At 38.0% G+C, this 25175-nt stretch carries 20 protein-coding genes; 10 read left to right on the top strand and 10 right to left on the bottom strand.

Going from position 1 to position 25175, the window contains the following annotated elements:
• Positions 1–3: 3 nt before the first annotated feature.
• Positions 4–1170: a 3-oxoacyl-[acyl-carrier-protein] synthase III C-terminal domain-containing protein gene (locus CSEC_RS01465; RefSeq protein WP_053331672.1), complete on the bottom strand. Its 1167-nt coding sequence runs from the start codon at positions 1168–1170 to the stop codon at positions 4–6.
• A gap of 63 nt (positions 1171–1233) precedes the next feature.
• Positions 1234–1935, bottom strand: a complete 702-nt coding sequence (locus CSEC_RS01470; protein WP_041016616.1) for a ZIP family metal transporter — start codon at positions 1933–1935, stop codon at positions 1234–1236.
• 115 nt (positions 1936–2050) lie between these two features.
• On the opposite strand from CSEC_RS01470, the gene CSEC_RS01475 reads away from it, so the two are divergent.
• The 4 genes from CSEC_RS01475 to CSEC_RS01490 are packed head-to-tail and all read left to right on the top strand — an operon-like array spanning position 2051 to position 6635.
• A complete protein-coding gene (locus CSEC_RS01475) occupies positions 2051–4198 on the top strand; it encodes a CHASE domain-containing protein (RefSeq protein ID WP_041016617.1) in 2148 nt (715 codons plus the stop codon).
• A gap of 6 nt (positions 4199–4204) precedes the next feature.
• Positions 4205–4594, top strand: a complete 390-nt coding sequence (locus CSEC_RS01480; protein ID WP_041016618.1) for a response regulator — start codon at positions 4205–4207, stop codon at positions 4592–4594.
• Between the two features lie 15 nt (positions 4595–4609).
• Positions 4610–5659 carry a class I SAM-dependent methyltransferase gene (locus tag CSEC_RS01485; RefSeq protein ID WP_041016619.1) on the top strand — a complete coding sequence of 350 codons (1050 nt, stop codon included), beginning with the start codon at positions 4610–4612 and terminating at the stop codon, positions 5657–5659.
• A 37-nt stretch (positions 5660–5696) separates the two neighbouring features.
• A complete protein-coding gene (locus tag CSEC_RS01490) occupies positions 5697–6635 on the top strand; it encodes a DMT family transporter (RefSeq protein WP_041016620.1) in 939 nt (312 codons plus the stop codon).
• Between the two features lie 17 nt (positions 6636–6652).
• Here the strand turns inward: CSEC_RS01490 and CSEC_RS01495 are convergent, their stop codons facing one another.
• Complete coding sequence (locus tag CSEC_RS01495; protein WP_041016621.1) at positions 6653–8014, bottom strand: sodium:solute symporter family protein; 1362 nt, start codon at positions 8012–8014, stop codon at positions 6653–6655.
• Positions 8015–8313: 299 nt separating this feature from the next.
• Complete coding sequence (locus tag CSEC_RS01500; RefSeq protein ID WP_041016622.1) at positions 8314–8976, bottom strand: class I SAM-dependent methyltransferase; 663 nt, start codon at positions 8974–8976, stop codon at positions 8314–8316.
• 408 nt (positions 8977–9384) lie between these two features.
• Between CSEC_RS01500 and CSEC_RS01505 the strand changes: the two genes are divergently transcribed.
• Positions 9385–10146: an MC/SLC25 family protein gene (locus CSEC_RS01505; protein ID WP_041016623.1), complete on the top strand. Its 762-nt coding sequence runs from the start codon at positions 9385–9387 to the stop codon at positions 10144–10146.
• A 35-nt stretch (positions 10147–10181) separates the two neighbouring features.
• On the opposite strand, the gene CSEC_RS01510 is transcribed toward CSEC_RS01505, so the two are convergent.
• Positions 10182–11354, bottom strand: coding sequence for an aminotransferase class V-fold PLP-dependent enzyme (locus tag CSEC_RS01510; protein ID WP_041016624.1), 1173 nt, complete (start codon positions 11352–11354; stop codon positions 10182–10184).
• A gap of 56 nt (positions 11355–11410) precedes the next feature.
• Between CSEC_RS01510 and CSEC_RS13495 the strand changes: the two genes are divergently transcribed.
• The 4 genes from CSEC_RS13495 (at position 11411) to CSEC_RS01525 (ending at position 14552) form a co-directional block, all read left to right on the top strand.
• Positions 11411–11515: an MOSC N-terminal beta barrel domain-containing protein gene (locus tag CSEC_RS13495; protein ID WP_161780940.1), complete on the top strand. Its 105-nt coding sequence runs from the start codon at positions 11411–11413 to the stop codon at positions 11513–11515.
• 336 nt (positions 11516–11851) lie between these two features.
• Positions 11852–13237 (top strand): FAD/NAD(P)-binding protein, encoded by a 1386-nt coding sequence (locus CSEC_RS01515; protein WP_041016625.1) that lies wholly within the window; start codon positions 11852–11854, stop codon positions 13235–13237.
• A gap of 122 nt (positions 13238–13359) precedes the next feature.
• Entirely contained in the window at positions 13360–13953 is a 594-nt protein-coding gene (locus CSEC_RS01520; RefSeq protein ID WP_154017595.1) for a hypothetical protein, read from the top strand.
• On the top strand, positions 13950–14552 hold the full coding sequence (locus CSEC_RS01525; protein WP_041016627.1) for a hypothetical protein: 603 nt from the start codon (positions 13950–13952) through the stop codon (positions 14550–14552). Before CSEC_RS01520 ends, CSEC_RS01525 begins: the two co-directional genes overlap by 4 nt.
• Before the next feature lie 123 nt (positions 14553–14675).
• Here CSEC_RS01525 and CSEC_RS01530 read toward each other — a convergent pair whose 3' ends face one another.
• The 4 genes from CSEC_RS01530 to CSEC_RS01545 are packed head-to-tail and all read right to left on the bottom strand — an operon-like array spanning position 14676 to position 18872.
• The gene (locus CSEC_RS01530) at positions 14676–15203 is read right to left on the bottom strand and encodes a CT584 family type III secretion system tip protein (protein WP_041016628.1); all 528 of its coding nucleotides are present in this window, start codon (positions 15201–15203) and stop codon (positions 14676–14678) included.
• Positions 15204–15219: 16 nt separating this feature from the next.
• Positions 15220–16581, bottom strand: a complete 1362-nt coding sequence (locus CSEC_RS01535) for an efflux RND transporter periplasmic adaptor subunit (protein WP_041016629.1) — start codon at positions 16579–16581, stop codon at positions 15220–15222.
• Positions 16571–17410, bottom strand: a complete 840-nt coding sequence (locus tag CSEC_RS01540) for an efflux RND transporter periplasmic adaptor subunit (protein ID WP_041016630.1) — start codon at positions 17408–17410, stop codon at positions 16571–16573. The genes CSEC_RS01535 and CSEC_RS01540 overlap by 11 nt, the downstream gene beginning before the upstream one ends.
• Positions 17400–18872 (bottom strand): TolC family protein, encoded by a 1473-nt coding sequence (locus CSEC_RS01545; protein ID WP_079977931.1) that lies wholly within the window; start codon positions 18870–18872, stop codon positions 17400–17402. The genes CSEC_RS01540 and CSEC_RS01545 overlap by 11 nt, the downstream gene beginning before the upstream one ends.
• 74 nt (positions 18873–18946) lie before the next feature.
• Here CSEC_RS01545 and CSEC_RS01550 point away from each other — a divergent pair, with 74 nt between their 5' ends.
• Positions 18947–21064, top strand: a complete 2118-nt coding sequence (locus tag CSEC_RS01550; protein WP_041016632.1) for a site-2 protease family protein — start codon at positions 18947–18949, stop codon at positions 21062–21064.
• A 50-nt stretch (positions 21065–21114) separates the two neighbouring features.
• Here CSEC_RS01550 and CSEC_RS01555 read toward each other — a convergent pair whose 3' ends face one another.
• The gene (locus CSEC_RS01555; protein WP_041016633.1) at positions 21115–25158 is read right to left on the bottom strand and encodes an Ig-like domain-containing protein; all 4044 of its coding nucleotides are present in this window, start codon (positions 25156–25158) and stop codon (positions 21115–21117) included.
• Positions 25159–25175 lie beyond the last annotated feature (17 nt).

Genomic DNA, 25175 nt, shown 5'->3' on the forward strand with positions numbered 1-25175 from the left:
AAATTATCTCGTTTTTGATTCTTTTTTTTGAAGAACAAGTCCGGCCATAGTAAGCCCGGGTCCAAAGCCTAGGCTTATGATAATCGAATCATTTGGAATTTTTTCATCATGAAGCTGGACATTCCAGATATGAGGAAGAGTGGCTGAGGACATGTTTCCGTATTGCTCCAACACCTTAAAGCTCGAATCAATGTGCTCTTTTTTAATATCAAGAAGCTTCATGCAATGCTCCAAAATTTTTGGGCCCCCGGGATGAATCGCATAGTAAAGGGGGCTTGCGTCTTCTGAAATGCAAATTTTTTCTTTTAACCTTGATACAAATCCCTTTAAATTCTTTGCGATTAACAAGGGAATTTCTTTAGCTAAAATAAAGCGGAAGCCGTTTTCATTTAAAAGCCATTCCATAGCTTCTTCCGAATCGGGAATTTGTTCTTCATGATACCCTAAAAGAAGAAAATGACTTAAATTTTCTTGCAAGGCGTATGCTTGATCGATTAGAGAATATTTAATGAACCCGTCGGCAAAAAGGGATTGGGCCACTAAATCTTCATCTGAATGTCTTTCAGGATGATAATGAAGCGTGCAAAGCTCTGTGTGAACGATATCGACTTGATTTGATTTTTGATGAACAAAAGAGCTTCCGACGCGAATGGCCGGAATGGAAGCGTAACAGCCCATGTGATAAAGGTGAGTGACTTTGGTCTCCCTCATCCAGTTTTTCTTATTAACAATTTTTTGGGCTGCTGAAGGAGAGGCATACCCGGTGCAACTAACATGGATAAGGTCTTCCGGTATATGGATTTCATTTTCATAAAAATCTATAAATATCTTGTCTACATGGTGGCGATGAAATTTTTGCTTTTCTCCAAGTAAAACTTGAGAAGAAGAATCTTTTAGCCGATAAATCTGCATGTTGTCCCAATCATTATGCAAGAAGTCGGAGACAACATGGCCTCTTTGATGAATATTGGCCGGCTTGCAAGCAACTTTTGCAATTCTTTCTTGAAGCTTTTCTTTGAAGTCCAAAGTTTCATTTTCGCCTAAAGCATATTGATTCCCGTACGCCCTTAGATGAGAAGCAGAGATCCAGTTAAGGGTACTTTGCTGGGAGGATTCAAAAGGCGGCCTTTTAAAATTGAAGCGAGCAAGAGCAGTTGAGCTTTTAAGCATCCAAAAACCTTTGAATAAGATGTCTTGACCTATTTACCTATACGAGATAATTCTTAGCAAATCCTAATTCAAAAATAGCAGAATAAAAGTGTAGAATAGAGCCCCTAGCACAAAGGCTCTAATATCATTATCTTTATTTTCTGGTAGTTCATGACGGATGACATTCATAATGACACCGCCTCCAATAAAGGCACTGATAAGAGCGATAGCTGTTTCTGAAAGGTCAAAGTAATAGCCTGCAAGCCAACCTAAAAAAATGGAAGCGATAAGAAGCCATTTTTCTTTATGATTATATAGTTTTCCATGCTTTTCGTTTAGCGAGTAATCTGTTGTAAAATAATGAAGCGCCATAGCAAAGGTAAATAAAATAAGCGGTTGAACTTCAGGGTCATTTTCATCCACTACCGCATACCCGACAAAAAAATTAAACAAAGAATAGGAAAGAGTGGAAAGCCAAAAGGAAAAGGAAGAATGTTTTACTTGGCTGCTTTTATCTACTAGATAAAAAAGTAAAAAGCCAAGAAGAGCCATAATAAAAACGTGTCTTTCCAAAAAGGGTAGGCTGCCTCTAAGAGCTTTTTCAACCGCTTCATCGCTTTCTCCAAGTTTCGGCAAAAGATCTATAAAAATAAAAGAAATGGCTACGCCCCCCCCGAAAGAGAGAAGTGTTCCCTGAAGCTTATTTTTTCTAATTCGTGAAGCAAATAAATGAACAAGAGCAAATAGGCTTACAGATAAAAAGGCATAGAAGGGATAAATATTCATTTAATAATCAGCATCTTAATATTTTAAGTAAAATAAAAATTCTTAATAAGGCAACGACCATTTTAAATAAACCAATAAATAATTATGTTGGAGAATAAAAAGAACCTTAGAAAGAATGGGAAAGTATAGCTTTAAAGAAATTCTGATTTTAATCCTGGCGGTAGCTTTTGGATTATTCTTTACAGGCCTTCTTTTTACTCAAACACGTCAAAAAGTATATTATTCCGGAAAGGAAGAATTTGCAAGGCAAGTTGAGAAAATAAAAAGAGGCATTCATGAACGTTTTGAAAAATATGAAGGAGTTCTAGAAGGCGCGCGAGCTTTTCTTTATAGTTCAGAAAAAGTCACACCTAGCGAATGGGATCAATATGTCAGTAGCATCAACTTAAAAGACCGCTATCCCGGTTTTTTGGGTTTGGGTTTTGCCCTGCATGTCCCTCTTGATGAAAAAAATCAATTTTTAAAATGGGCGGAAGATCATATCGATAAGGAATATCAAATATGGCCTGAAAGTTCAAAAAACTCTTATCTTCCTGTAGTCATGCGGTCCCCTCTCACCAAGAATAAAGTGATCGGTTTTGATCTTTTCAGCGATAAAAAACGCTATAATGCTGCTCAAAGGGCGATTACAACAAATAGCCCCACCTTAACCAGAAGCATAAAGCTTGTGCAGTTTGATCAAACAGGGCCCGCTTTTTATTTCATGATTCCCGTTTATAGGAAAAAGGCTTTAAACGGCTTTCAAATAGATCAAGAGGATGTTTTAGGCATCGTTTACGCTCCCTTAAAAATGAGAGAGCTTGTAGAAGGTTTAGTTGGAGAGGAAGCATCCACCATTGATCTTGAGATATACGATGGGCCAAAAATGAACCCTAAAAATCTCCTGTTTCGAAGCGAACATAAATTTTCTCACGATAAAAGACTAAAAGCCTCTTATGAAGAATCCGGGGTGATTCAAGTCCCGGGTAGAGAATGGACTCTTCACATAAGATCATTGCCTAATTATGATAAATTTATCGAATGGCGTTTTCCTTGGGTGATTTTTAGCATAGGCACTCTTGCCACTCTTTTTTTTGTGGCTTGGGTAAAGTCGCTATTATCAACTCGAAAGAAATCTAGGGAAATAGTCACTAAAAAAACTGAAGAACTTGAAAAATCTTTAGCTCATAGACAAGCGATCTTAGATAGCTCTAGCTGCGGGATTATCTTTATTGATTCTGAAGGAAAAATACAGAATTTAAATAAAGCTTCGGAAAAGATGCTCAATTTAGCAGAGTATAAAGCTTGTGGAAAGCCTATCCATCGCTTTATTTCAGAAGCAGAACTTCTTTTAAGAGCTAAAAGCTTATCTAAACAGGTGAATCGCGAAGTTCAAGCTAATTTTGATACGCTTTCAATCCTTGCTAAGAAAGGCATTACTGATGAAAAGGAGTGGACTTTAGTTAGAGAGGACAAAACAAGCTTGCCGGTTCAACTATCACTAACTTCTATCCAAGATTCTTTTGGAAATGTGTTAGGTTACGTGGGAGTCGCTTTTGATATTACGGAAAGAAAAAAAATTGAACGGCTTAAAAATGAATTTATTTCAACTGTTAGTCATGAATTAAGAACCCCTTTAACTTCTATAAAAGGTTCTTTAAGCCTAATTTCAAGTGGAAAAGTTGCTGTTTTGCCTGACAAAGTCCAAAAGCTGATTGAAATAGCGGAAGCTAACTGTGATAGGCTTGTAAAGCTTGTTTGCGATATCTTAGATATTGAAAAAATGGAATCGGGCCATTTGGCCTTTAATTTTAAAAATATAGATTTGCTTTCAGTGATAGATAGTTCTATTGAAGCCAATAGAAGTTTTGCCGCTAAATATCATGTTACGCTTTCAGTTGATGCCCCGAAAAAAGTCGAGTTTATCGTTAAAGGGGATGAAGATAGCCTGATTCGTGTCATGAATAATCTTATCACTAACGCGGTCAAATATTCTCCAGTCAATGGCCAAGTAAAGTTATCTGTTTTTGCAGAAGAAGATAAAGTCTTGGTTCATATTCAGGATAACGGCCCGGGCATTCCTTCTGAATTCCACGGAAGGATATTTCAAAAATTTTCCCAAGCGGATTCCACAAACGCAAGAAAAAAAGAAGGGTCAGGGCTTGGACTTAATATTTCAAAAAAAATAATAGAAAGCCATTCAGGATCGATCTCGTTTAAGACAGGTTCTAAAGGCACTACCTTTATTATCGAATTGCCCTTGGAGGCAAAAATTGATTTATGAGGAAAAATGAATAAAAAACTAAAGAGAGTCTTATCAGTTGATGATGACGAAGATATCCGAACGATCATTTCCATGGCTTTAGAAATCGGCGGGTATGAAGTTCGTACTTGTTCGTCAGGTGAACAAGCCGTTGATTCTTCAATAGCCTTTAAACCCGATTTAATTTTGCTTGACGTTATGATGCCGGGCCTTGATGGTCCGGAAACACTAAAAAAATTGCTTTCAACTCCTGAAACTTCTAAAATCCCGATTGTTTTCATGACGGCTAAATCTCAATCTTTTGAAATCGTAGAGCTCAAACAAATGGGAGCTTTTGATGCGATTACAAAGCCGTTTGACCCGATGACCTTGCCTAAATTAATCAATGATATTTGGGAAAGGTATACTAAAACCTAAAGAATTTGGATAAAAATGAGTAGCGAAAGCCAATTGAAGGGGTTCGAAAGACAAAAGAGAAATAAACAAACGGCGAATTATTGGTCTTGGGTCGCAAAACGAAAAGAACTTGGATACTGGGATATCCCCGGTTGGAAGAAGCATCAAAATTTACTCGCTTCAAGAAATCCTGATCAAGACTGGCTAGACGTTTGCTTTAGCAAAATTTCAAAATCCCCCCCAAAAACTGCCCTATCTTTAGGCTCAGGCAGCGGTTCTTTAGAGAGAATTCTCCTGGAAAGAGGGTATGTTCAAGAAGTTTACGGCTGTGATATTAGCCCTGATTTGGTGCAAATTTCCCAAGACGAAGCAAAAAAATTGAATTTAAAGGCCCAATATTTTGTCGCCGATTTAAATGATCCTGTCTTTAATTGTCCAAAAGTTGATCTTGTGATAGCTGCCGGCATTCTACATCATGTTGAAGAATTGGAACGTCTTTTTCTTGAGATTAAAAAAATATTAAAGGAGGGAGGACATTTTATAGTTTATGATTATGTGGGCCCTTCACGGTTTCAGTGGAGAGAGAATCAGATAAAGCGATGCAATGAATGGATAGAAAAGCTTCCTAAGAATTATTTAAAGAAGAAAGGGTATCCGTGGTATTACACCGTATCGAAAATAATTTTTAATTCCATCCCCTTTTCCCATTCCGAAAAGCTTCCCCCCTTTCTTTCAAAATGGTTTGGAGAAAGGGTCGGGGCGCAAGTCAAAAGACTTCAACAAGCAAGCCTTACTTTAAATAAAGTCGTTCCTCCTCCGGTAGAGCAGTTTTTAGTGACAGATCCCTCAGAAGCGATCCGATCTGAAGATATTTTAAAGTTGGCGTCGCAGGTTTTTAAAATAGAGGAGCTTATTCCACAAGGGGGGACATTGGCGCAGCCTTTATTTGGCAGAATTGTGGCCAATTTTTTAAAGGGGGAGGAAGGAAAGGTTTGGGCTTCGAAAATCCTAGATGACGAGCGTTTAGAAATAGAGAAGGGGAATCTGGAAAGTGATTTAGTTGCTTTTATAGCAAAAATTGATTAAAATAATTAATAAACTCTTTCACAAGATTCCTCTCTTTATGTTTATCAAACCGGTTCTTTATAGTATTACAGCCTGCTTGTTTTGGGGCTTGATTTTTATCGTTCCTTTGCCGCTTTCAAATTTTTCTCCCTTTGATATTGTCCTTGGAAGGTATTTTTGTTTTGGCGTTCTCTCAGTTTGTTTTTTTTGCGCGCATTTTCTCCAAAACAAGAAAAAAAATCATTTCCGATACTGGAAGGAAGCCATCCTTTCAGCTTTGGTCATGAATATTTTCTATTTTACATTTTTAAACTTGGGACTTCGTTATTCCTCACCCTCTTTTATCGCCCTTCTTGTCGGTTCAGCGCCCATTGTGATTTCATTTTTAATGTATTTAAAGAACAAAGAAGGGAAAAGCGAAACGCTTCTCTTAACAGCAGGAGCTGTTTTTTTAGGACTAATTATTGTAAATGCGGAAGGGTTCTATAACGAGTGGGAGAACCTTTCTCTTTTTGACTTTTCACTCGGCATTCTTTTTGGAACGCTAGCCTTGGGCACATGGTCTTGGTATGTTATTTTTAACACAGAATTTCTAAAGAAAAACCAAGATATCACGGCTAGCGAGTGGACCCATAATATTGGAATAATGACCTTCCTGATCACCCTCGTGATAGGCTCTTTCAGGATGTTCTTTCTTAGCGAGGAAGATAAGATTTTATTTTCAAATGAGGGGATTTCATTTTTCATAGGAGTTTTTACATTAGGTTTTTTTTGCTCGACAGTCGCTTTTACTTTATGGAATGTAGCAAGCAAAAAGCTTTCGGCTTCTTTATCCGGCCAAATTGCCATATTAGAAACCGTTTTTGGACTATTATTTATCTACATTTACTATAATAAGTTACCAACGGTTTTCGAGGTGATAGGAATTCTTCTCATCATAGGAGCAGTTTATAAGGCTCTTCAAACAGGTGAAGGCAAGAAAGAACCGGTTCTTTAACCGGTTCTTTTTTTGTCTTAACCTATCTTTATGGCCTCTTTTTTTAGAGAACTTAGATATTCTCCGATTAAGAACCCGATGGAGGAAGAAAAAAGACAGGCAATCTCTTTAGGCAGAAATGGGATGGCAATTATTTTACAAAAAACAAAGGCTAACGCGCCAAAAAGTATTGCAAGAGCGGCTGACAACTTATTACCTCTCGGCTTAAATAAAGCCATAAGAATTGGGATAAACAAGCAATACACAGATAATTCATAGCTTTGGATTAAAAGATCTACAATATTATCAAAGTAAAATGAAATGAAAAGCCCAAGGCTTGCAAGCAAAGCGGTCGTTATTTTTGAAAACTTTAGGTTTTCAAATTTTTTCGCAAAAATTTCAAAGTCTTGAGAGAGATTTGATGTGATGGCATTTATTAGGGAATCGGCGGTTGAAATAATAGCTGCCAGGATAGCAGCCCCTGCTAGGGCTGTAATCCAAGGGTTTGTTGTAAGCTGAATCATTTCTACAAGAATACTGCCATTCTCTTTTGGAGCGACCCCAATTTCCCTTGCTAAAGTTCCAAAGTAAATCGGAATCAAGCTAATCAAAAAGGTTGAAAGAGCTGCAAATAAACTTGCTTTACGAATTACTTTTGGCGAAGCAGCCGCAAAACATCTTTGCGCCATATCTTGTTCAATCAGCATGAAAAGAAGCGGCATAAAAATCCATCCGAGAAGCTTTGAGGCCCCGGTGAGATTAGCTTCCGGAAGCAGGCCTTCATTTAAAAGGGGGGCGGCTTTTCCGAAAAAAGAGGCGAGAAACGCTATAATAAAGATCACAATAAAAAAAGACGCTTGCACCATATCGGTTGCAACAACTGCTTTAAAACCCCCCATGGCTGTGTAAGAGATTACAATTGCCCAAAAGAGAATAAAAAGAAGATTGCTCTCGACACCAAGCATCACCATTAATTTTTTTGAAGCGATAAGTTGAGCTACAAAAATCATGAAAAGAGATAGAACGGAAAGAAAAGAGGCAATTTCTTTTAATCGCTTTGATCCATAGGCCGTTTCAAAAATTTGAGCGACCGTTGTGACAGGAAAGGAGGCTAATCGCATACCAATAGATGAGCCCAAAAGAAAAAGTCCGAGACTTGCCCCCAAGGGATACAATAGAACAGTCCATCCAAACTGATAGGCTTCCTCTGAGGCGCCTAATACAAGACCGCCGCCGACTTGGGTGGCAATGAAGGTCATGGCTAGCGGAAAAAAACGTAAGGCCCTCCCTGCTAAAAAATAGTCTTCTTTAGTTGCAAGGGCTTCAAAAGATTTTCGACTCACCCAAAAGCAAACAAATTGAAGCAAAAAAATACAAAATATAAAAATTGAGATATTCATAAATGAACTCATAAAAAAAGGATCAATAAAAAATTAAAATTTAAGTCGTTAGACTTTCACGCTAAATCAAAAAATATAAAAAAGAAGAAATGCTAAGGGATTAGCAAGAATGGGAATGATGGATAGGATGATGAAAAGAAATAGAAATTAATAAAGAGGACGAGTCTAGTTTACAAAGATTCGGACTTTTTCCGTTTATTGGATTCATATAATTCCTTAATTTCTAAAGATAATTAGAGTAGTGATAACAATAACAAAAAAGAATAATAGTTTCAATAAATAATTACAAAGAGGCGGCGTTAAAATTTGTTAGAAACCAAAATTACTTGATACCCGCTATGGAGAACGATCCAGCCTTTTTTCGTTAAAAACTCGATGGCCAGTTTTCCTTTGCCTCCATGGGGCAGATCGCAGTCATCGATCATAATAACTGTTTTATCATGGAGCTTAGAATAAGCTGCAATCAATTCTTTTAAGTGATGGTTTTGTGAAGGGAAGGGGTTATCAAGCTCAAAATCGAAACTATCTAAATATAAAAAATCAATCGGTTTATTAAAGTTTTTTAGAAAAGTTATGGAATCTCCGACTGTAAATTGGATGTTGTCTTTATAGGGAGCGGAAGCTGCCTTTGCATATTGAATGGCAAGAGGGCTAATGTCTACAGAATGTAATAAAGCATTATTTTTAGAGGCCCAGTCTGCAAAAATAATCGTCGACCCACCATCTCCCCAAAAGTTTTGGTCCCCATTTCTTGCAGTGCCAGTTTCTACAAGAGTTTTCGCCTTCAATTCTTTTAAAAGCTGTAAGGCTAATAGAAAAGTGGGGTAGCGCTTATCTTGTTTTTTAAGCCGGCCTACTAAAAAGCTTTCTTCTTCTGAGAAAGAATTCTCAGTGCCTCTTAAAGGAGCCGCTTGATTAATTAAGATTAGACTCAAAAAATAGAAGATAAAAGTTTTTTTCATAAGATACCAAATGTGTCAAAAAAAAATTAAATATATGGTTTGGAGTTTCTCGTCAAACCTTAAAGAAAAATTTTTCTTGAATATAAAACAAGACTTAAGTTACACTGTTTCATATGGATACAAATAAATTTATAAAAACCTTCTTCTCGATATCTTCACAAGACTCTTTGTCTTCTGAAAGCGTTATCCTATCCGCACTTTTTATTCTTGCGCAGTAAGCGCAAAAAAAACCAACCCCAATAAATTACATACATTTTTTATTTTTTTAAGTCAGAGAAGTTAAGACTAAAGTTATCTCTTTTTCATTTGTAAAAGGATTTTAGTTTACCCTCCTCCATTCTTAAAAAAATTATTTTCAGGCCATTTTGGCCAAATTAACCACACACATCATCAAACAAGGAGAAAATGATGTCTTCAGAAAATAATAATGGCTTTTTTAGCCAAGCTTTTACAGGAATTGCCTCATCCCTACCGGCAGTTTATGCAATTATGCCCATGATTACTTTGAAAAATAAAGCGATTGAGCATGTGACCTCAGGTCGCAAAGCTCGGGGCGAGCCTTTCGTTTATGACAGAAATATCCTCTCTTGGTATAGGGGCGTGACGGGCTTTTCAGCAAGCTTTGTACCAACAACGCTTATCCAAATGGTAGCAACAGGCGCATTTTCCGAGTTTTTTAGCCCGGGCGCAGCAGCAGTCTCAGGGGGCATGGCTTCAGCTATTGCCGTAGGCCCTGCAGAATTCGTTTTAATTCAGCAAGGAAAAAGAAAATCCGGGTTTGTTAAAACTGTACAGTACATGGTTCAAAATCATGGCATCCCAGTTTTTTATAAAGGATTTACGCTGACCGCCGGAAGAGAAGGGGTGTTTACTTATTCTTATATGGAATTGGCTCCTAGAATAAAAGCATGGATGAGAGAAAAAGGCGCAACTGAAACACAAAGCAATTTCATCGGCGGTCCAGCAGCCGGAGTTTTTGCGGCAATTGTTAGCCAGCCTCTTGATGTTTTAAAAACAAGAATGCAGCAAGAAATCTGCAGCATGAAAGATGCTAAAGCCAGCTTTAAAACAGTTGAATTATTCACAGGGGTTGGTTGGCGGATGTTGATGGTAAGCACTGCCATAGGCATCATGTCCTATGTTCAAGGCGAAATCAAGAAATTCCAGTAAGGCCTATAAGCCCATACAATTGTATGGGCTTATTATTATAAACTTCTTAAGGTATCGCAAAACTCATCTATCTCATCGACCGTATTATAGTAATGAACCGAAGCTCGAACAAGCGACTTAATATGTCTTGGATCAAAATCAAGCCTTGCATATTCGGCAAAGGAAACGGACACGTTGATTTTTTTATCTCTAAGCCTTTGCTTAATTTCTTCAGGACTTTTGAAATCTGTTGTAAAAGTGACTATGCCGCATTTGACATCTCCAAGATCCCTTACTTCTACCCCTTTTACGCTGTCTAACTTAGCTCTAAATAGCTCTCCAAGGTAGCGCACTCGATGCCAGGTCACGTTAGGATCTAAAGCCATCGCATACTCAATGGCCGCTTTGAGCCCAAGCATATTCCCGCAATTTCTTTCCCAAGTTTCAAAACGTTTAGCATCAGGTTTAAGAGAAAAACTGTCTACGCTTGTCCAGGTGGCTGCTTGCAGGTCTAAGGAAGGGGGGTCAAGTGTTTCTAGAACAGATTCTTTCACGTATAAAAAACCGGTTCCTCTTGGTCCTCTTAGATACTTTCTTCCTGTGGCGCAAAGCGCATCGCAACCGATTTTTTTGACATCAATTGGCATTTGTCCAATCGATTGAGTGGTATCAAGAAGGTATAAGACATTATGTTTTTTAGCGATTTTTCCAATCTCAATTGCCGGATTGACAAGACCGCCTTGCGTCGGGACATGCGTAATGGCAATTAATTTCACTTTCGAGTCGATTTTTTTTTCAAGCTCATCTAAAGAAACTTGACCGACATCGTCATTGCCGATCACTTCAATAATTACCCCCGTTTTTTTAGAGACTTGCAAGAATGCTATAAAGTTACTTGCATATTCTGCTTGAGAGGTGATAATTTTGTCGCCTGCTTTAAAATTTAAGCTGTAGAAGAACATTTCCCAAGCCCTTGTCGCACTTTCAATATAAGCGATTTCATTCTCGCTCGCATTGATAAGCTTGCTTGCAGCCTTGTAGAAACTCTCTATTTTATCGTTTTCTTTTTCGGCAGCGGGGTATCCCCCTATAGCTACTTCTAAAGCAAAATAATTATTCACAGCTTCAATCACAGTTCTTGGCATGAGAGCTGCCCCGGCATTATCAAAATGAAGGACATTTTTGCAACCCGGTGTCTCATCTCGAACATAATCGATATCAAAATACATAGAACGCTTCTTTATAATCGTTTAAATAGTTAAGTATATAAAAACAAATGGCCTTTATGAAAACACTTTCTTCTATTCATATCTATCCCGTCAAATCTTGCAAAGGGATAAAATTAGAATCCGAGGGGATTGATAAAAAAAAAGCCTCTTTTGATCGATGATGGGTAAGATAGGAATTTAACCCCTGATTTTTCGCCATGCGGATTAGGCGCAAATCAGGAGTTTTAAGGTTTGCCTCTCAAAGTTGACGCCTAAAATAAGTCTTAATTTTCATCACATTAATAACTCTTTTGATTTCTCATTATTTAGACTTTATAGCAAATGGCCTGTACAAAGAAAGCCGAGCTTCCATAGTAAAGGTAAGAATAGCTGAATCTCAATAGCTTCTTCTCTTTCTTTCTCCTTTCATAACTTATTTAAAATATTGACTAAGTATGCTATCAAAAAATGAAAGGGTTCAGAATGCTTCGATAATTTATTCAAGGAAAGTAGTTCTCATGTCAAAAGATAAGATCGTCATCGTCGGTTTTGGTTTTTCAGGTTTAACTATTCTCGCAAATTTTATCGAAAAAGCAAAGCATCCTTTAGAAATTACAATTTTTGATAAACAAAGTATTAACGGGTGCGGGATAGCTTATGGGGGTGATTCTAAAGTCCATCCTCTGAATGTGCAAGCAGACAATATGGGAATCTTTGAATCGGCCCCTCAAGATTTTTATGATTGGATTCATGATAATAAGGCTCTTTGGGAGTCGCTTTACCCTGATCTTAAAATTTCAAAAGAGAATTATCTGCCGAGAAAACTTTATGGACTCTATTTAAAAAATAAACTCAACACACTTCTTAAAAAGGCAAAAGAAAAAAAACATCACATTCAATTTATTTTAGAAGAAGTAATCGAAGTCACTCATGAAGGCAACACTTTATTTGTTAAAAGTAAAGAAGGAAAAAAAAGCGAAGCGGACTTTTTAATCATCGCGACAAGCACACCTCCAACAAAAAACTTTTCCTTTGAAACAAAAGAGTTATTAGAGTCCAAAAACTACATTCGTAATATATGGAATCCCTCCCTTGAAAGCCAAGTTGAGGAGGGTAAACCTAATCACCACACTATTATATACGGATCCGGTTTAACCGCTGTCGATGCCTTACTTTCCCTTAAAGAAGCGAACTACAAGGGGAAAATATCGGTTGTTTCACTAACAGGGCTCTTTCCGGAAGTGCATTCAAAAATAAATCTTTCGCCTATCGAAATTGCACCTTTCAATCCTTCTAAAGACTTACTATTCCTTTTAAAAGAGTATAAAACAAAATGGAACTTTTTAAAAACCAAGAGAGCCGATTGGAGACAACTTATCGATTCTTTAAGGCCTTACACAAGTTATCTTTGGCATGGCTTAAACTATGACTCCAAAATACAATTTTTAAAAAGATTGCTTCCATTATGGAATAGACATAGGCATCGCATGTCTTATTCAAGCTTTGAAGTTATCAGTAAGCTAAAGCCCCAAATTAAAAAAGGACGGGTATCCAATGTTATTAAATTGTCCGATCAAAAGTTCGAAGTGGTTATTGAAAGCCCTGAAAAAAGAGAGGCCTTTTTAGCAGACGTTGTTATCAATTGCTCTGGTCCTGAATATCGGTTAAATGAAAGGAGAGATTCTTTATTATCGTCTCTATTTGAACAAAAAATGATTACCCCTGATTCATTAAATATGGGAATTAAAATTGAGAATTTAGAGACTTTAAACTCTGATAAGAGCGGGAAAATATTTGCTTTAGGATCCCTTCTTTTTGGAGAAAAATTTGAAACGACTTCTGTTCCTGAAATAAGATCGCAGGCGGCTACTATCGTTAAGACAATTCTCAATGATTTTCAATAGATTCTTTCGAAAAAAGGTTAGGATCTAATTCTATTATCGTGTTTTAAATTAGTAATTGTTTGAGATTGCGTTTTTATTAAATCTTCAATATATTTCCCTTCAATTATTAAATTATTAGAATTATGAGCAATACAGTCAGTATTTATCGAAACAGCTTAATCTGGAACTCTGAAATAAGTGAAAATGATTATGATTATTTAATGAAAATCTTAAGCAATAGCAGCGAAGGAATTGATTTTTTTAAGGCAGCTATAATACCTGTTAGAACCTGTAATTTCCCTTCCTTTCTTAAGGATTTTATTTCGCCAACTCTCATTAATAGGGCTTTCATAATTAAAGCGATTGCCCTTAGGTGGCTTGCTGTTATCGGATCTTTCTTTTACGACCTTCTGACTTTACCGATAAGACTAATCACTTGCGTTCCAAGAGTAATTACGAATCTTTTAAAACCCGATCATCCTTTAAAAGACTATTTAATTAAAAAAAAGGTCCATCCTGATTTGATAAAACAGGAATACGTAAACGTTGAGCTGTATAAAATGACAACTGAGGAACTTATTTCTTCGGAGTCGAGCACACTTGTAGAGCAAAAAGATACAAAAACCAATGCTACCGTTAATTTAATAGAAATGCCCTATTTTGAGGGTGCTATAAAAGCAATTCCTAGAAATGTCGTAAAAGAAGTTGAAACTATTTTAAAGGTTAATAATAAATGAATTTTTCGGTTTGTATTAGAATACCGCATGGCCAAAGATGGCTCTTACCTCAAGCTTCCAAAAAAATCAAGGGTATCGAGGATGCGATTTCCGAAACCTGTGAGTCGGTTAATTTTCTGTCCTCAGCTTTAATTCCAACAAGAACTAAGGGATTAAATTATTTTATAAAGGATTTTTTTTTCCCCACTTTAATTAATCGAGTCTTATCTCTTAAAATTAACTCATTTGCTATAAGATTTTTGACTTGCTTATCAGCTTTTTTGTTTGACTGCTTAACGTTTCCTGCCCGGCTTTTTACAAGTCTTCCAAAAGCCCTTAAAGACTCCAAAAAAGAAGATCATCCCTTGAAAAAATACCTTCTCCAAGAAAAAGCACCTTCCAATTTACTGAAAAGCGGCGTCCTGCAAGTTAAAATAACGTTGATAGAGGATCGAAAAGTTATTGAAACGAGTGCAAGAAACAATATCACGGGCGTCAATGAGACGATTTTCGAATTTGTTCAGAAAAAATCCTCCTTAAGGAAAGAAATTTTTCTGATGGAGATGCCGTTTGAGAGAGCTGAAGATGTTTCAAAGGAAATAAAAATTCCATCGTTTTAAGCTCTTTTACTAGAGCCATCGTAATTTGTCTTAAATGAGCCGAATTTCAAAGGATGGCTATAATAAAAAAATAGCTATAAACTCCGGTTCTCGTTTGAGACGAATGGCTCAACAACTTGCATGTTATGATTCTTCAGATGAGCTCACTAAGTCATTTAAAGACTCGATAAGTTTTTCAAGACGCTCACGATTTTTTTTCTCTTTAAACTGATCATTTTTTACTTCCTGAACCCTTTTGCTAAAGTGTTCTAAAATCGTGAAAGTAGTTTCAAAATCGGTTATAAATTGAAATTCTGAGCCATCCACACGCTTAAGCCTATGAACCAAATAATCCGTGTCTTTAAATTTATAGTTTTCTGAAATCATAAAGAAAAGGTGTTCCCCTTTTTCTTCAAAATCTTTTGAAACGCGAACGGGGATGCAAAATTCCTCAAGAAGAGTTCTAAGCAGTCCGCTTCTTCTTTTGTTGTGAGGGTCTTCCTTGAAATTTCCTGTAAGAAGGGCTTCTAGGGCTTCTTTTATATTGACTTCCTCTTTAATTTCTCTTGAAACCGCATTTAAAACCTGTTTATAGGTTAATCGTGAAATGGGGAGAGCGAAAATTTTTTTTAAGGTTATTCTTAAACTTACCAATTCTTCATCATAAGACATATTTATTTACCTTATTTTAGATTTCAAAAAAGTGGCGAAAAGTTCCCCATGGCTTTCTTAATAGAAAATACAGAAGGGAAACCCTTTCACCGTAAAGAATCGCATTCCCGGTAAGCCCAAGCTTTATTTTTTCAGGAGAAGTGACCCATTCAGCTTCTGCTAAAAAACTCGGGATTTTTTTATCGCTTAAAGAAACTTCGTTGGCGATGTAATTCAATTTAGCTTCATAGCTTTTAATAGGGTCGACACTTAAAAAAATGGTGACATTAGAGTTTAGATTTAAAGGGATATTATCATTTTCAGGGATCCAGATTTTTATTTTTGTTTTACTCGGATCGCTTACAATGAGAACTTTTTCACCGATTTTTACTGGTCTTCCTCGCCATTCATCGGGGTTGTCTAATATGATAATGCCGCCGATCGGAGACTTGAAATCAAGAAGGCTTGCTTGATATTTAGCGTAATTTAATTGAACTTTTTCTTTTTCAAGTTTTTCGTTTAAGACAGCAAGTTCAGCAAATGATTTCCTATCTCCGCCATATCCAAGCCCTTCAGTACGATCAATCTCAGCTTGCGCTATGGAAACTTGTTTTTCCGCAATCTCAAGCTCTTTTAAAGGCACTCTTTTGTCATAGGAGAAAAGGATTTCTCCGGGTTTAACATTTTTACCCGGTTTTACAAGAATTTGCTCAATGATGCCTTCTAAAGGCGAAGTAATGACATAAGGGTCGGCCGGAACAATTTCACAAGGAGCAACTATTCGTAATGGCACACGAATTAGAAGCAAAAGCATTAATAGTAAAGGAATCAGATAGAGCAAGTTTTTAAAACTTAAAAGACGCTTAAACCAACGTGTGACATTAAATTTTTCAAGCGCTTGACCATAGCCCGGAATGACGAAAGTACCGCATAAGTCCATGACATCATTTGCCGGAATGTCTTCAGGTTTAATATCCCATTTTTCAAGCAAAAGAGCGAAAGATGTTTTTTTATTAGCCTCGATTGGAAACCAAATTCCTATAGAGTTAGTCGAGGGGAAAATCGCTTCCCATTCCACTCCGTTTGGAAAGCTTTCCTTTGAAAGCCTCTGAGCTCTTGATTTATCCTGGATATTTTCCACAAGATTAGTCATGTGCTGACTTAGCTCAGAGTTTAAATTGACATCGGTTTGACCGGATATACCGAGTAATTGAGGGGTTTTCTTTTCTAGCGACCATAAAGATGCCCTATCATAGCGAATCAAATGGATCGTGTCGTTTAAGATAATAAATTGGAGCTCTTGCAGGGTCTCTGCCCCATAAGCTTTAAGTAAAAGCTGATTGATAATTGATAACTGCTGGATTAAAAAGCGTGATCTGTCGACTTTATCAGTTGCCAAGGCGATTCTCCTTCTTCTTTGAAAACTGATTAATGTCTAAAGTGACCCGGCCTGTCATACCGCCCTTTAGATCTCCTTTCCAGTTATCCACCTCAGCTTCCACTTGAAGCGTAGCTGAAGAAGGGTCAATGACAGCGCCAATACGTCTAATTTTACCTTCTACCGTTTCATTCGTCTCATTAACTTTTATTGTGACCGGCATCCCGATGCTGATTTGATTGATTAATTTTGAGGGAATTAAGAACCTGGCTTTTAGAACATCATCATTTACAACTTCAATTATCTCTTTCCCGGCCTGAGTTAGTTCCTCTTCTTCAATATATAGCGCCACAACTTGTCCTGGGAAAGGGACGCTAAGCTTGGTAGCTTCCAGGATTTTTATAGCAGAAGTTAATTCAGCTTTAGCTTTTGCAACTTCAGCTTCAGCCGCTATTAGCTCAAGGTAAGACGCAATATTTTCACGATAAAGATTTTTCTTAGTTTCAAGCAAAGCTTCCGATCTTTCAAGTTCGGCTTTGGCTTTTTCAAAACTTGCTCTATAGAAAACATCATCTAATTGAATTAGAACCTGATCCTTATCAAAATGCTCACCCATCCTAAAGTAAATTCGCTTGGCCGGCACATTTATTTGAGCGGAAAGCTTGGCTCGATAAAGCGGTTCAAAGGTGATTCGAAATGAAGGGTTTGGAGGAAGGGAAGGTTTTTTTTCGGGTTCTAAAGAAGGAAGTTTTGTCTCGATCTCCTGAAAAGAAGGGTTATTTTCCTCTTCGGCACTAAAAGAAACCAAACTCAAGATAAAATATAAAGCCATGATTTTTTTAAATGTCATCGCACTCATCATCTTCATCATCATCGAAAACAATTTGAATCCTTCCCTCTTCATCATGTTGTATGAACCTTGGAATACCGATAGCATTGTTTAATTCTTCTAATTTTATTTGCAGGTCGCTATAGGCTTTCCATGCATTTAATTTTGCAATTAGAGCTTCATATTCAATAAAAAGCCTATCGGCTTCATTGATTTCGCCATACTCAAAACGTTTAGCTGTGGCAGCTGAAAGTCTTGTTTTTACATCTGTGATGTTATTTAACAATAGAAATTGATCTAAAGTGTCTTGAACAAGCAATTTTGATAGATGGACTTGAACCATAACCCCAAGAGTTAAAGCTAACCTTTTTTGGCGTGTGACCCGCTGCTGGATTCTTGCCATTTGGGCCCCTTGATAGTAGTAGGGTATTGAAAAAATATTCCAAATAGCTCGAGTGCCGGCAAGCAGCCAATTATTATAAATCAAAAAACGGTTTCCATCAAAATTTGGCTCGCCAAATAAGATGGGCTGAGGAAACATCTGAAAAAACCAGGCCCTTGCTTCATCTATGTAGACATGTTCTTCAACATCAAGACCTGAAAGCTCAGGTCTATTCAAAAGAGCCAATTCCTCTAAAGCGCAGCATTCTGAAATTTCCAAGTGATCGGGTAATTTATCAGGGGTATCAATTTCAAAATTTACCCAAGGAGAAAATCCCATTTGCAGGGCAAGCTGCGAGATAGAGGCGTGGTAGTCTTTTTGATATTCTTTAAAGGCTACTTCCATATTTATTAATTGAAAACGGCTCTGTAAGGCTATTATTTCAGAAATATCCCTATTGGCAGCTCCTCTTTTAAACTTTTCTCCAAGTATTCTTATGGCTTCAATTAGCTTTTGGCCTTCTTCCATGCCTTTTTTAGCTTGTACTGCCTTCCAATACTGCTGAGTAACTGCTAAAATTAGATTTTGTTTAACCCGTGTGTACTCAATTTGCTTCATCAAAGTTTTATTTGTTTCTTCTCTTGCTCTAAAAAAAGAAACGGCATAGTCAATCAAATTCCATGTAAAGGTGATGCGATAGCGGTGGACATTTTGTTCAGAAGAAATGCTAGGGGGGGCAGGAGGAATGTTTGGAACCAATGATTCAGAAGCAGACCCTGTATTTCTGTTGCGCCAACTCACTTCAGAATCCCAGTCAGCTCTTGGCATTAGCTTGAATTGAGCTTGAATGGAAGTCTCATTTTGCAGAGCATATTCGAACTCTTTCACATACATATCAAGATTTCTTTCGATAGCAATCGCTATCATGTCATCTAAAGTCAAAGGACGGCAGGGGAGATCTACTTCAGAAACTAGCCAATCAAATTCATTTTGCGCATTCATAAAGCGAATTCTATCAGGATGTCTCACGGTTCTGACACATCCTGCAAATAGAAATAGAAGAAGCAGCTTTGTAGTAAGACTTAAAAAAGTCATACGCATAATTGTGTAATTTTTCTTTTAAATGAGTTAAATTTCTATTCATACAGCAATCCCTATTTTTTTACAGGAATCTTGTGCAAGAAAAAAAAGCAGAAGTTAAAGATAAGCTGCCGATCTTTAGAAAAGATCTTAAACTTTTTAAAGGCCCCAATGACGTTGACGGCTCCCCAACTTACAATTTATATGACCCTGTCCGTGTCCAGTTTTTTAAAGTAACTTGGCCTGAGTCTTTTATCTTTAGGTACTTGAAACCTGGGATGACGCCGAATGAGCTTATTCGCAAAATTGAGGAAACATCAACGCTTCGATTGACTAACACCGAAGTGATGCAATTTTTTGAAATAGCCAATCGAAATAATCTTTTAGCTCTTCCAAAAACTTCAAAAGCATTGCTCGAAGAGGCTAAGAAAAAAGAAACTAGCTGGTTTAAATGGCTTATATTTAACTATCTTTATATAAGAGTCCCTCTTTTTCATCCGGATAAGTTTCTTAAAAGCACTTTAAAATATGTTCAATTTTTAGCAAGCAAATGGGCCTTTTTTATTTACGCGATTCTAACCTTAATTGGAGTGTATAAACTGATAGGAAGATTGGATGAATACACCCATACCTTTACTTATTTTTTTAATGCGCAAGGAATCGCTTTTTATGCCGGCATCATCATCTTTGTGAAAATTATTCATGAGCTATCCCATGCTTATACCGCAAAATATTTTGGCATTAGAGTGCCCACCATGGGCGTTGTCTTTATTGTCCTATGGCCGGCCCTTTATACGGATGTGACAGATAGCTGGAAGTTAAAGGATCGAAAAGAAAGATTTAAGATATCACTTGCCGGCGTTATGGCAGAACTTGTGATTGCAGGGATCTGCACTTTTGCCTGGAGCTTATCAAAGCCCGGGCTTTTACAAAGCACCTTTTTTGTCTTATCTTCCGTCAGTATTTTTAGCTCCCTTTTAATCAATATCAACCCGGCGCTACGTTTTGATGGGTATTATCTTCTTTCAGATCTTTGGGGTATTGAGAATTTGCAAATGAGGGCATTTAGCGTTGCAAGGTGGAAGCTTAGAGAATGGTTTTTAGGTTTGGATGTACCGGCGCCTGAAGAAAATCTCACAAAAAAACGAATCTTTGGGATGATAACTTACAGCATCTTTACCTGGATTTATAGAATTTTTCTCTATACGGCAATCGCTTTATTTGTTTATCACAAGTTTGCTAAAACAATCGGTATTTTTCTATTTTTAATAGAGATAGGTATTTTCCTTCTATGGCCGATTTTTTGGGAGTTTTCACAGTGGAGACTTATGAAATCTTATTTTAAATTAAATTGGAGACTGGCTTTAACGGCCAGTGCTCTTAGCTTTACTTATTTTGCTTTGCCTCTTACTCATTATAAAAGAGTGAGTGCCGTGATAATTCCGAATCAAAATCAGCTTATTTATTCCCCCTATGAAAGCCAGATTAAAAAGATTAATATCTCACGGGGAAAAGAAGTTAAAAAGGGGGATGTCTTAATTGAGCTCTTTTCACCCGGGCTTGATTTTGCTTTAAATACCGAAAAAGCCCAAATGAAAATTATAGAAAAGCAAGTTTCCATACTAGAAACTACAAATGAAGAAAGAGCGTATCTCGGAGAAAAAAATAGAGAACTTGCTTTGTCTTCTGAAAAAATTAAAAGGCTTAGTGAAAATAAGAATGAAATGACTTTAAAAGCTGAGTTTGACGGGATTATTTATGAGTTTGATCCCGACTTAAAAATAGGACAAGCGATTAGACAAGGGGAAGTTCTTGGAAAAGCCGGAAATTTTAATCGATTTAAAGCGTTGCTTTTTGTTCCGGAGGCCATGATGAATCAAATCGATCTTCGTGAAAAAGTGACTTTTATTTCAAAAAATTTTGAAAAGATAAGCGGTGAAATTACAAGGATCAGCCCTGTCAGAAGCCGGGAATTAATTTACCCTGCCCTAGCTTCGATTTATACCGGCGCTTTACCTGTCCAGCAGGATTTGCAAAACGCTTTAATTTTACAAGATAGTTATTATCAAGTAGAAGCCACCTTGGATAAGACAGATTTACCTTTAAAAGTCGGGGAAGCAGGCGATGTTGAAATCACTTTAGAAAGACACTCCTATCTCATGGATTGGGTTCGCTATTTTGTAAATCTTTTCTGGAAAGAAGGCGGATTTTAAAGAAAACAAAAAAAACCTCCTTCTCATAAGGAAGGAGGTTTTTTCAAATGCTAGACGATTTTTAAAAGTAACCAGTCTGCATCAATTCTTGGGATAGCAAAGGTGCCTGAAGAGCCCATATCGCTAACCCCGACGGTTAACGCATCTAGGCCGATATAGTTTGTTCGGCTTCGATAGGTTAACCTTTCTAACGCAGCATTAACATCGGCAAGGGTGCCTGTGAAATCAAGAGAGCCTAAACCATCTCCCGGATTTCTTTTGAAGATAATGCTGGTTAAATCATTGAGATCATCTGTAAAGTCTAGATAACCGACTAGAACTTTTAAGACGACTCTAACACGATCGCCTGCAGAAGCATCCACATCTGAGATTTGGATGCCGCTAAGAGCTCCGATATTGGTAATAGAGCCTCTATTTACAGTCAAGGTGTTATCTGCAATCGAGATGTCAGGAGCATCGTTTACGCTAAATACACGAACGATTTTGTATTGAGCTTCACTTATCCCCGAATCACCATCAGATAGTTGATAGCGAATGGATCTATCAGCTGTCGATGGGTTTTCAGAACTGTTTTTATAAGCAATTCTTTCCGCAACTTCACTGACAACGTTGGCTGTAGCATTGGCATTAAAAGTGATTTCCAAAGATGCTAAGCCGGAACCCCCGGTATAATGACCAACTAGCAAACCATTGTAGTAGATGTCTTGGTTAGCATTGGTTTTAACCTTGGTTGAGTTGTCTATCGATAAAATGTCCGAACTTTGGCCATTTTGATCGATTTGAACCGTTAATTTACCACCATCGAAATTAGAAGAGTCGCTGTCTGTTATCTTAACATTATTTGATAAAATGACAGGCCCACTATTTTCAATGTAGTTTTTATTGATATTGCCTTTTAGCTCCAATATTGGATTGGCGCTAGCAGCTTGTGCAACTGTTATAGTAACGGTGGCAATAGTTGAAGTTCCACCGAGGCTGTCTGTTACACGATAAGTAAATGTGTCAGATCCAACGAACCCATTGGCCGGTTGATAGCTAAAAGTTCCATCTGCATTTAAAATGAAACTTGTCGCATGGGCAGGGCCGTTGACAAGCTGAGCCGAAAGAGGAATATTATTTTCGTTCGGCGCACCGCCTTGATTGTCACTATCATTAGTCAGGACATTGCCTGAATAAGGAAGATTCCCAGGAATATTAAAGGAATCATTTTGAACAATCGGCGCATCGTTAACAGAATTAATTGTAATCGCAACAGTTGCAATGTTAGAAGTGGCTCCTAAGCTATCGACGATGACATAAGTAAAACTGTCAGCGCCGTTATAGTTAGCTGCAGGAATATATGAAAAGGTTCCATCTGCATTTAGAGTAAAGGATCCGGCATGAGCTGGCCCTGTTACTAGTTGTGCAGAAAGAGGACCGTTATTTTCACTCGGCGCTCCGTTTTGAGAATCACTATCATTTAAGGCAACGTTTCCATTCAAACCGTTGTCCTCATTGACTTGATAGCTATCATTTTGGGCAATCGGAGCGTCATTGACTGAATTAATGGTGATCGAGACAGTCGCTAGATTGGATATTCCACCTAAACTATCTAGTGTGACATAAGTAAAGCTGTCTGAGCCATTATAATCAGCACTAGGTATGTAGGTAAAGGTTCCATCTGCATTTAAAGTAAAGGATCCCGCATGAGCCGGACCTGTTACTAGTTGTGCAGAAAGCGGACTGTTATTTTCATTAGGCGCTCCATTTTGATTGTCGCTATCATTTAATAGGACACTGCCATTAATGCTTCCATCCTCATTTCCTTGGAATGCATCGTTTTGGGCAATCGGAGCGTCGTTGACTGAATCGATTGTGATCGAAACAGTCGCTGTATTAGAAATAGCCCCCAAGCTGTCGACAATGGCATAAGTAAAGCTGTCAGTGCCGTTAAAATCAGCTTGCGGATTATAGCTAAAAGAACCATCCGCATTTAATGTAAAGGCGCTCGCATGAGCCGGGCCGCCTATAAGTTGTGCGGTTAATGGTGTGTTACTTTCATTAGGCGCACCATTTTGAGAATCGCTACCAACACCTAGGATGCCAGTTAATGGGGTATCCTCGTTAGTATTGTAGGAAACATCTTGAGCGACAGGTGCATCATTTATCGAAGCTACAGCAATCGATACGGTTGCCAAGTTGGAAATTGCTCCTAAAGAATCCACTGTGACATACGTAAAGCTGTCAGAGCCATTGTAGTCAGCAGTTGGTATATAAGAGAATGTTCCATCGGCATTTAAAGTAAAGCTTCCTGCATGGGCAGGTCCGGCTACGAGTTGTGCGCTAAAAGGTCTATTATTCTCAATATCTGTATCGTTATTGAGAACATTAGCGGCTAACGAACCATCTTCATTGACATTATAGTTGTCATTTATAGCGACAGGGTTATCATTGACAGGGAGGACTGCAATGTTAACCGTAGCTGTATTTGAAAAGGTTATACCGGCTCCGCTGACAGTTTTAATCACGTACGAGAATGTGTCTACTCCAACGAGGTTTGCTAAAGGAGTGTAGGAAAAAGATCCATCAGAGTTCAGCGCAAAGTTGGCTGCAACAAGCGGTCCTGATACGAGTTGGATGGTTTGATTGGCTCCAAGGTTAAAAGTATCATTATCGGTGACGTTACCATTCAAGGTTGTGTCCTCGTTAATGATATAGTTGTCACTTACAGCAGGAGGTGCGTTAGAGATAACACTAAGCGCGACATTTGCTTCACTCACACCACCAAGACTATCAGTGATTGAATAAGTAAAGCTGTCAGCGCCTGAATAGCTACCGATTGAAGTATAGCTAAAAGTACCGTCTGCGTTGAGCGTGAAGCTCGCTGCGTGAGCCGGTCCCGATACCAGCTGGACGGTAAGCGGTGTATTATTTTCACTTGGCGCACCGTTTTGAAAGTCGCTGTCATTTAAAGCAACATTGCCTGTTAACTCATTGCCTTGGCCGATTGAAAAGGAATCGTTTTGGGCAATCGGGGCGTCATTGACAGAAACAACCCTTAAATATAAGGGTAGATTGATGGCAAATACCGAGTTGGGGTCGTCAGGATTTGTATCCACAATACGAATGGTTGCCGAGTCAAAGGAGACTCCATCGTTTATAGTTCCCCCTAAAGTAAAACCGGGATTATTGTAATCGGCATTTGGCGTATAGGTTACATTACCATCCTCTGTGACAGTCGTATTGCCGTTGATGGAGTTTGTTAAAAGGGTGAAGGAGAAGTCGGGGTTTGCGAAAACAGTGCCCGAACTTGCATAACTAAAACTTAAGGAGGTATCTTCAAGGGTTTCTCTTGGTTGTAAAAGGGCACCTATAAGAGCCGCTATTAAACCATATTCAATGGCAGTTGCCATATTATGATTCCAGTTATTAATAGAATCATTAAAATATATAGATTTTGCATCTATATTACCGACTTCAAGCAACCAGTCGCCTCCGGCTGCATTACCTGTAAGATCGGTAGAGGCTGCCACCGTTGCAAAAAAACCATCTTGGGGCCTATCGATTAATTGATCTATTTGGGCTACAAGAGATTGTCCGCCACTATCGCCTGCAACATCGCAAGCTAAGAGATCAATTCGGCCGCCATTATTTAAAAGTCCTCCTATGGTTTTCCAAAAACCGCTTATGTCATGATTTTGGATATTGGATTGGATATTATCCGAAACCATAATATCAGTGTTTAACATAAGAACATTGTCATTGCCTTCTGCTGCGAAAGCAATCGAATCGGCCTTTTGTCCATTAAGGGCATTGGCTATTTTTTGCGAAAGTTCCGTCAAAGAGGTGGAATTGGCATCATAAAATACCGTTTTCACGCCGTCTTTAGCGGCATTTTGCAAACTTTGCGGATCTTGAACAGCGGATGATATCACAAGGACATTTACGCCCGATTCCTGGGCGGGTCCACTTTCTTGGGAACTATCGGTCGCTTGCGACGAGTCATGAGTGGCTGCGTCGCCTGAATCTGTAGCTGTGGGTGGCGCTGCAATTACAACTGCTGCTGCTGCGTCAAGAACAATTCGTTCTTCAAGCGGCAAAATATTCAGTTTCATGCATTAACCTCGTTTTA

The organism is Criblamydia sequanensis CRIB-18 (assembly GCF_000750955.1).
In the GTDB taxonomy this organism is placed as follows: domain Bacteria; phylum Chlamydiota; class Chlamydiia; order Chlamydiales; family Criblamydiaceae; genus Criblamydia; species Criblamydia sequanensis.

Excerpts from the sequence above, each read along its gene's own strand:
- CSEC_RS01465 (WP_053331672.1), bottom strand. The coding sequence starts at position 1,170 with ATGCTTAAAAGCTCAACTGCTCTTGCTCGCTTCAATTTTAAAAGGCCG.
- CSEC_RS01470 (WP_041016616.1), bottom strand. The coding sequence starts at position 1,935 with ATGAATATTTATCCCTTCTATGCCTTTTTATCTGTAAGCCTATTTGCT.
- CSEC_RS01475 (WP_041016617.1), top strand. The coding sequence starts at position 2,051 with ATGGGAAAGTATAGCTTTAAAGAAATTCTGATTTTAATCCTGGCGGTA.
- CSEC_RS01480 (WP_041016618.1), top strand. The coding sequence starts at position 4,205 with ATGAATAAAAAACTAAAGAGAGTCTTATCAGTTGATGATGACGAAGAT.
- CSEC_RS01485 (WP_041016619.1), top strand. The coding sequence starts at position 4,610 with ATGAGTAGCGAAAGCCAATTGAAGGGGTTCGAAAGACAAAAGAGAAAT.
- CSEC_RS01490 (WP_041016620.1), top strand. The coding sequence starts at position 5,697 with ATGTTTATCAAACCGGTTCTTTATAGTATTACAGCCTGCTTGTTTTGG.
- CSEC_RS01495 (WP_041016621.1), bottom strand. The coding sequence starts at position 8,014 with ATGAATATCTCAATTTTTATATTTTGTATTTTTTTGCTTCAATTTGTT.
- CSEC_RS01500 (WP_041016622.1), bottom strand. The coding sequence starts at position 8,976 with ATGAAAAAAACTTTTATCTTCTATTTTTTGAGTCTAATCTTAATTAAT.
- CSEC_RS01505 (WP_041016623.1), top strand. The coding sequence starts at position 9,385 with ATGTCTTCAGAAAATAATAATGGCTTTTTTAGCCAAGCTTTTACAGGA.
- CSEC_RS01510 (WP_041016624.1), bottom strand. The coding sequence starts at position 11,354 with ATGTATTTTGATATCGATTATGTTCGAGATGAGACACCGGGTTGCAAA.
- CSEC_RS13495 (WP_161780940.1), top strand. The coding sequence starts at position 11,411 with ATGAAAACACTTTCTTCTATTCATATCTATCCCGTCAAATCTTGCAAA.
- CSEC_RS01515 (WP_041016625.1), top strand. The coding sequence starts at position 11,852 with ATGTCAAAAGATAAGATCGTCATCGTCGGTTTTGGTTTTTCAGGTTTA.
- CSEC_RS01520 (WP_154017595.1), top strand. The coding sequence starts at position 13,360 with ATGAGCAATACAGTCAGTATTTATCGAAACAGCTTAATCTGGAACTCT.
- CSEC_RS01525 (WP_041016627.1), top strand. The coding sequence starts at position 13,950 with ATGAATTTTTCGGTTTGTATTAGAATACCGCATGGCCAAAGATGGCTC.
- CSEC_RS01530 (WP_041016628.1), bottom strand. The coding sequence starts at position 15,203 with ATGTCTTATGATGAAGAATTGGTAAGTTTAAGAATAACCTTAAAAAAA.
- CSEC_RS01540 (WP_041016630.1), bottom strand. The coding sequence starts at position 17,410 with ATGACATTTAAAAAAATCATGGCTTTATATTTTATCTTGAGTTTGGTT.
- CSEC_RS01545 (WP_079977931.1), bottom strand. The coding sequence starts at position 18,872 with ATGCGTATGACTTTTTTAAGTCTTACTACAAAGCTGCTTCTTCTATTT.
- CSEC_RS01555 (WP_041016633.1), bottom strand. The coding sequence starts at position 25,158 with ATGAAACTGAATATTTTGCCGCTTGAAGAACGAATTGTTCTTGACGCA.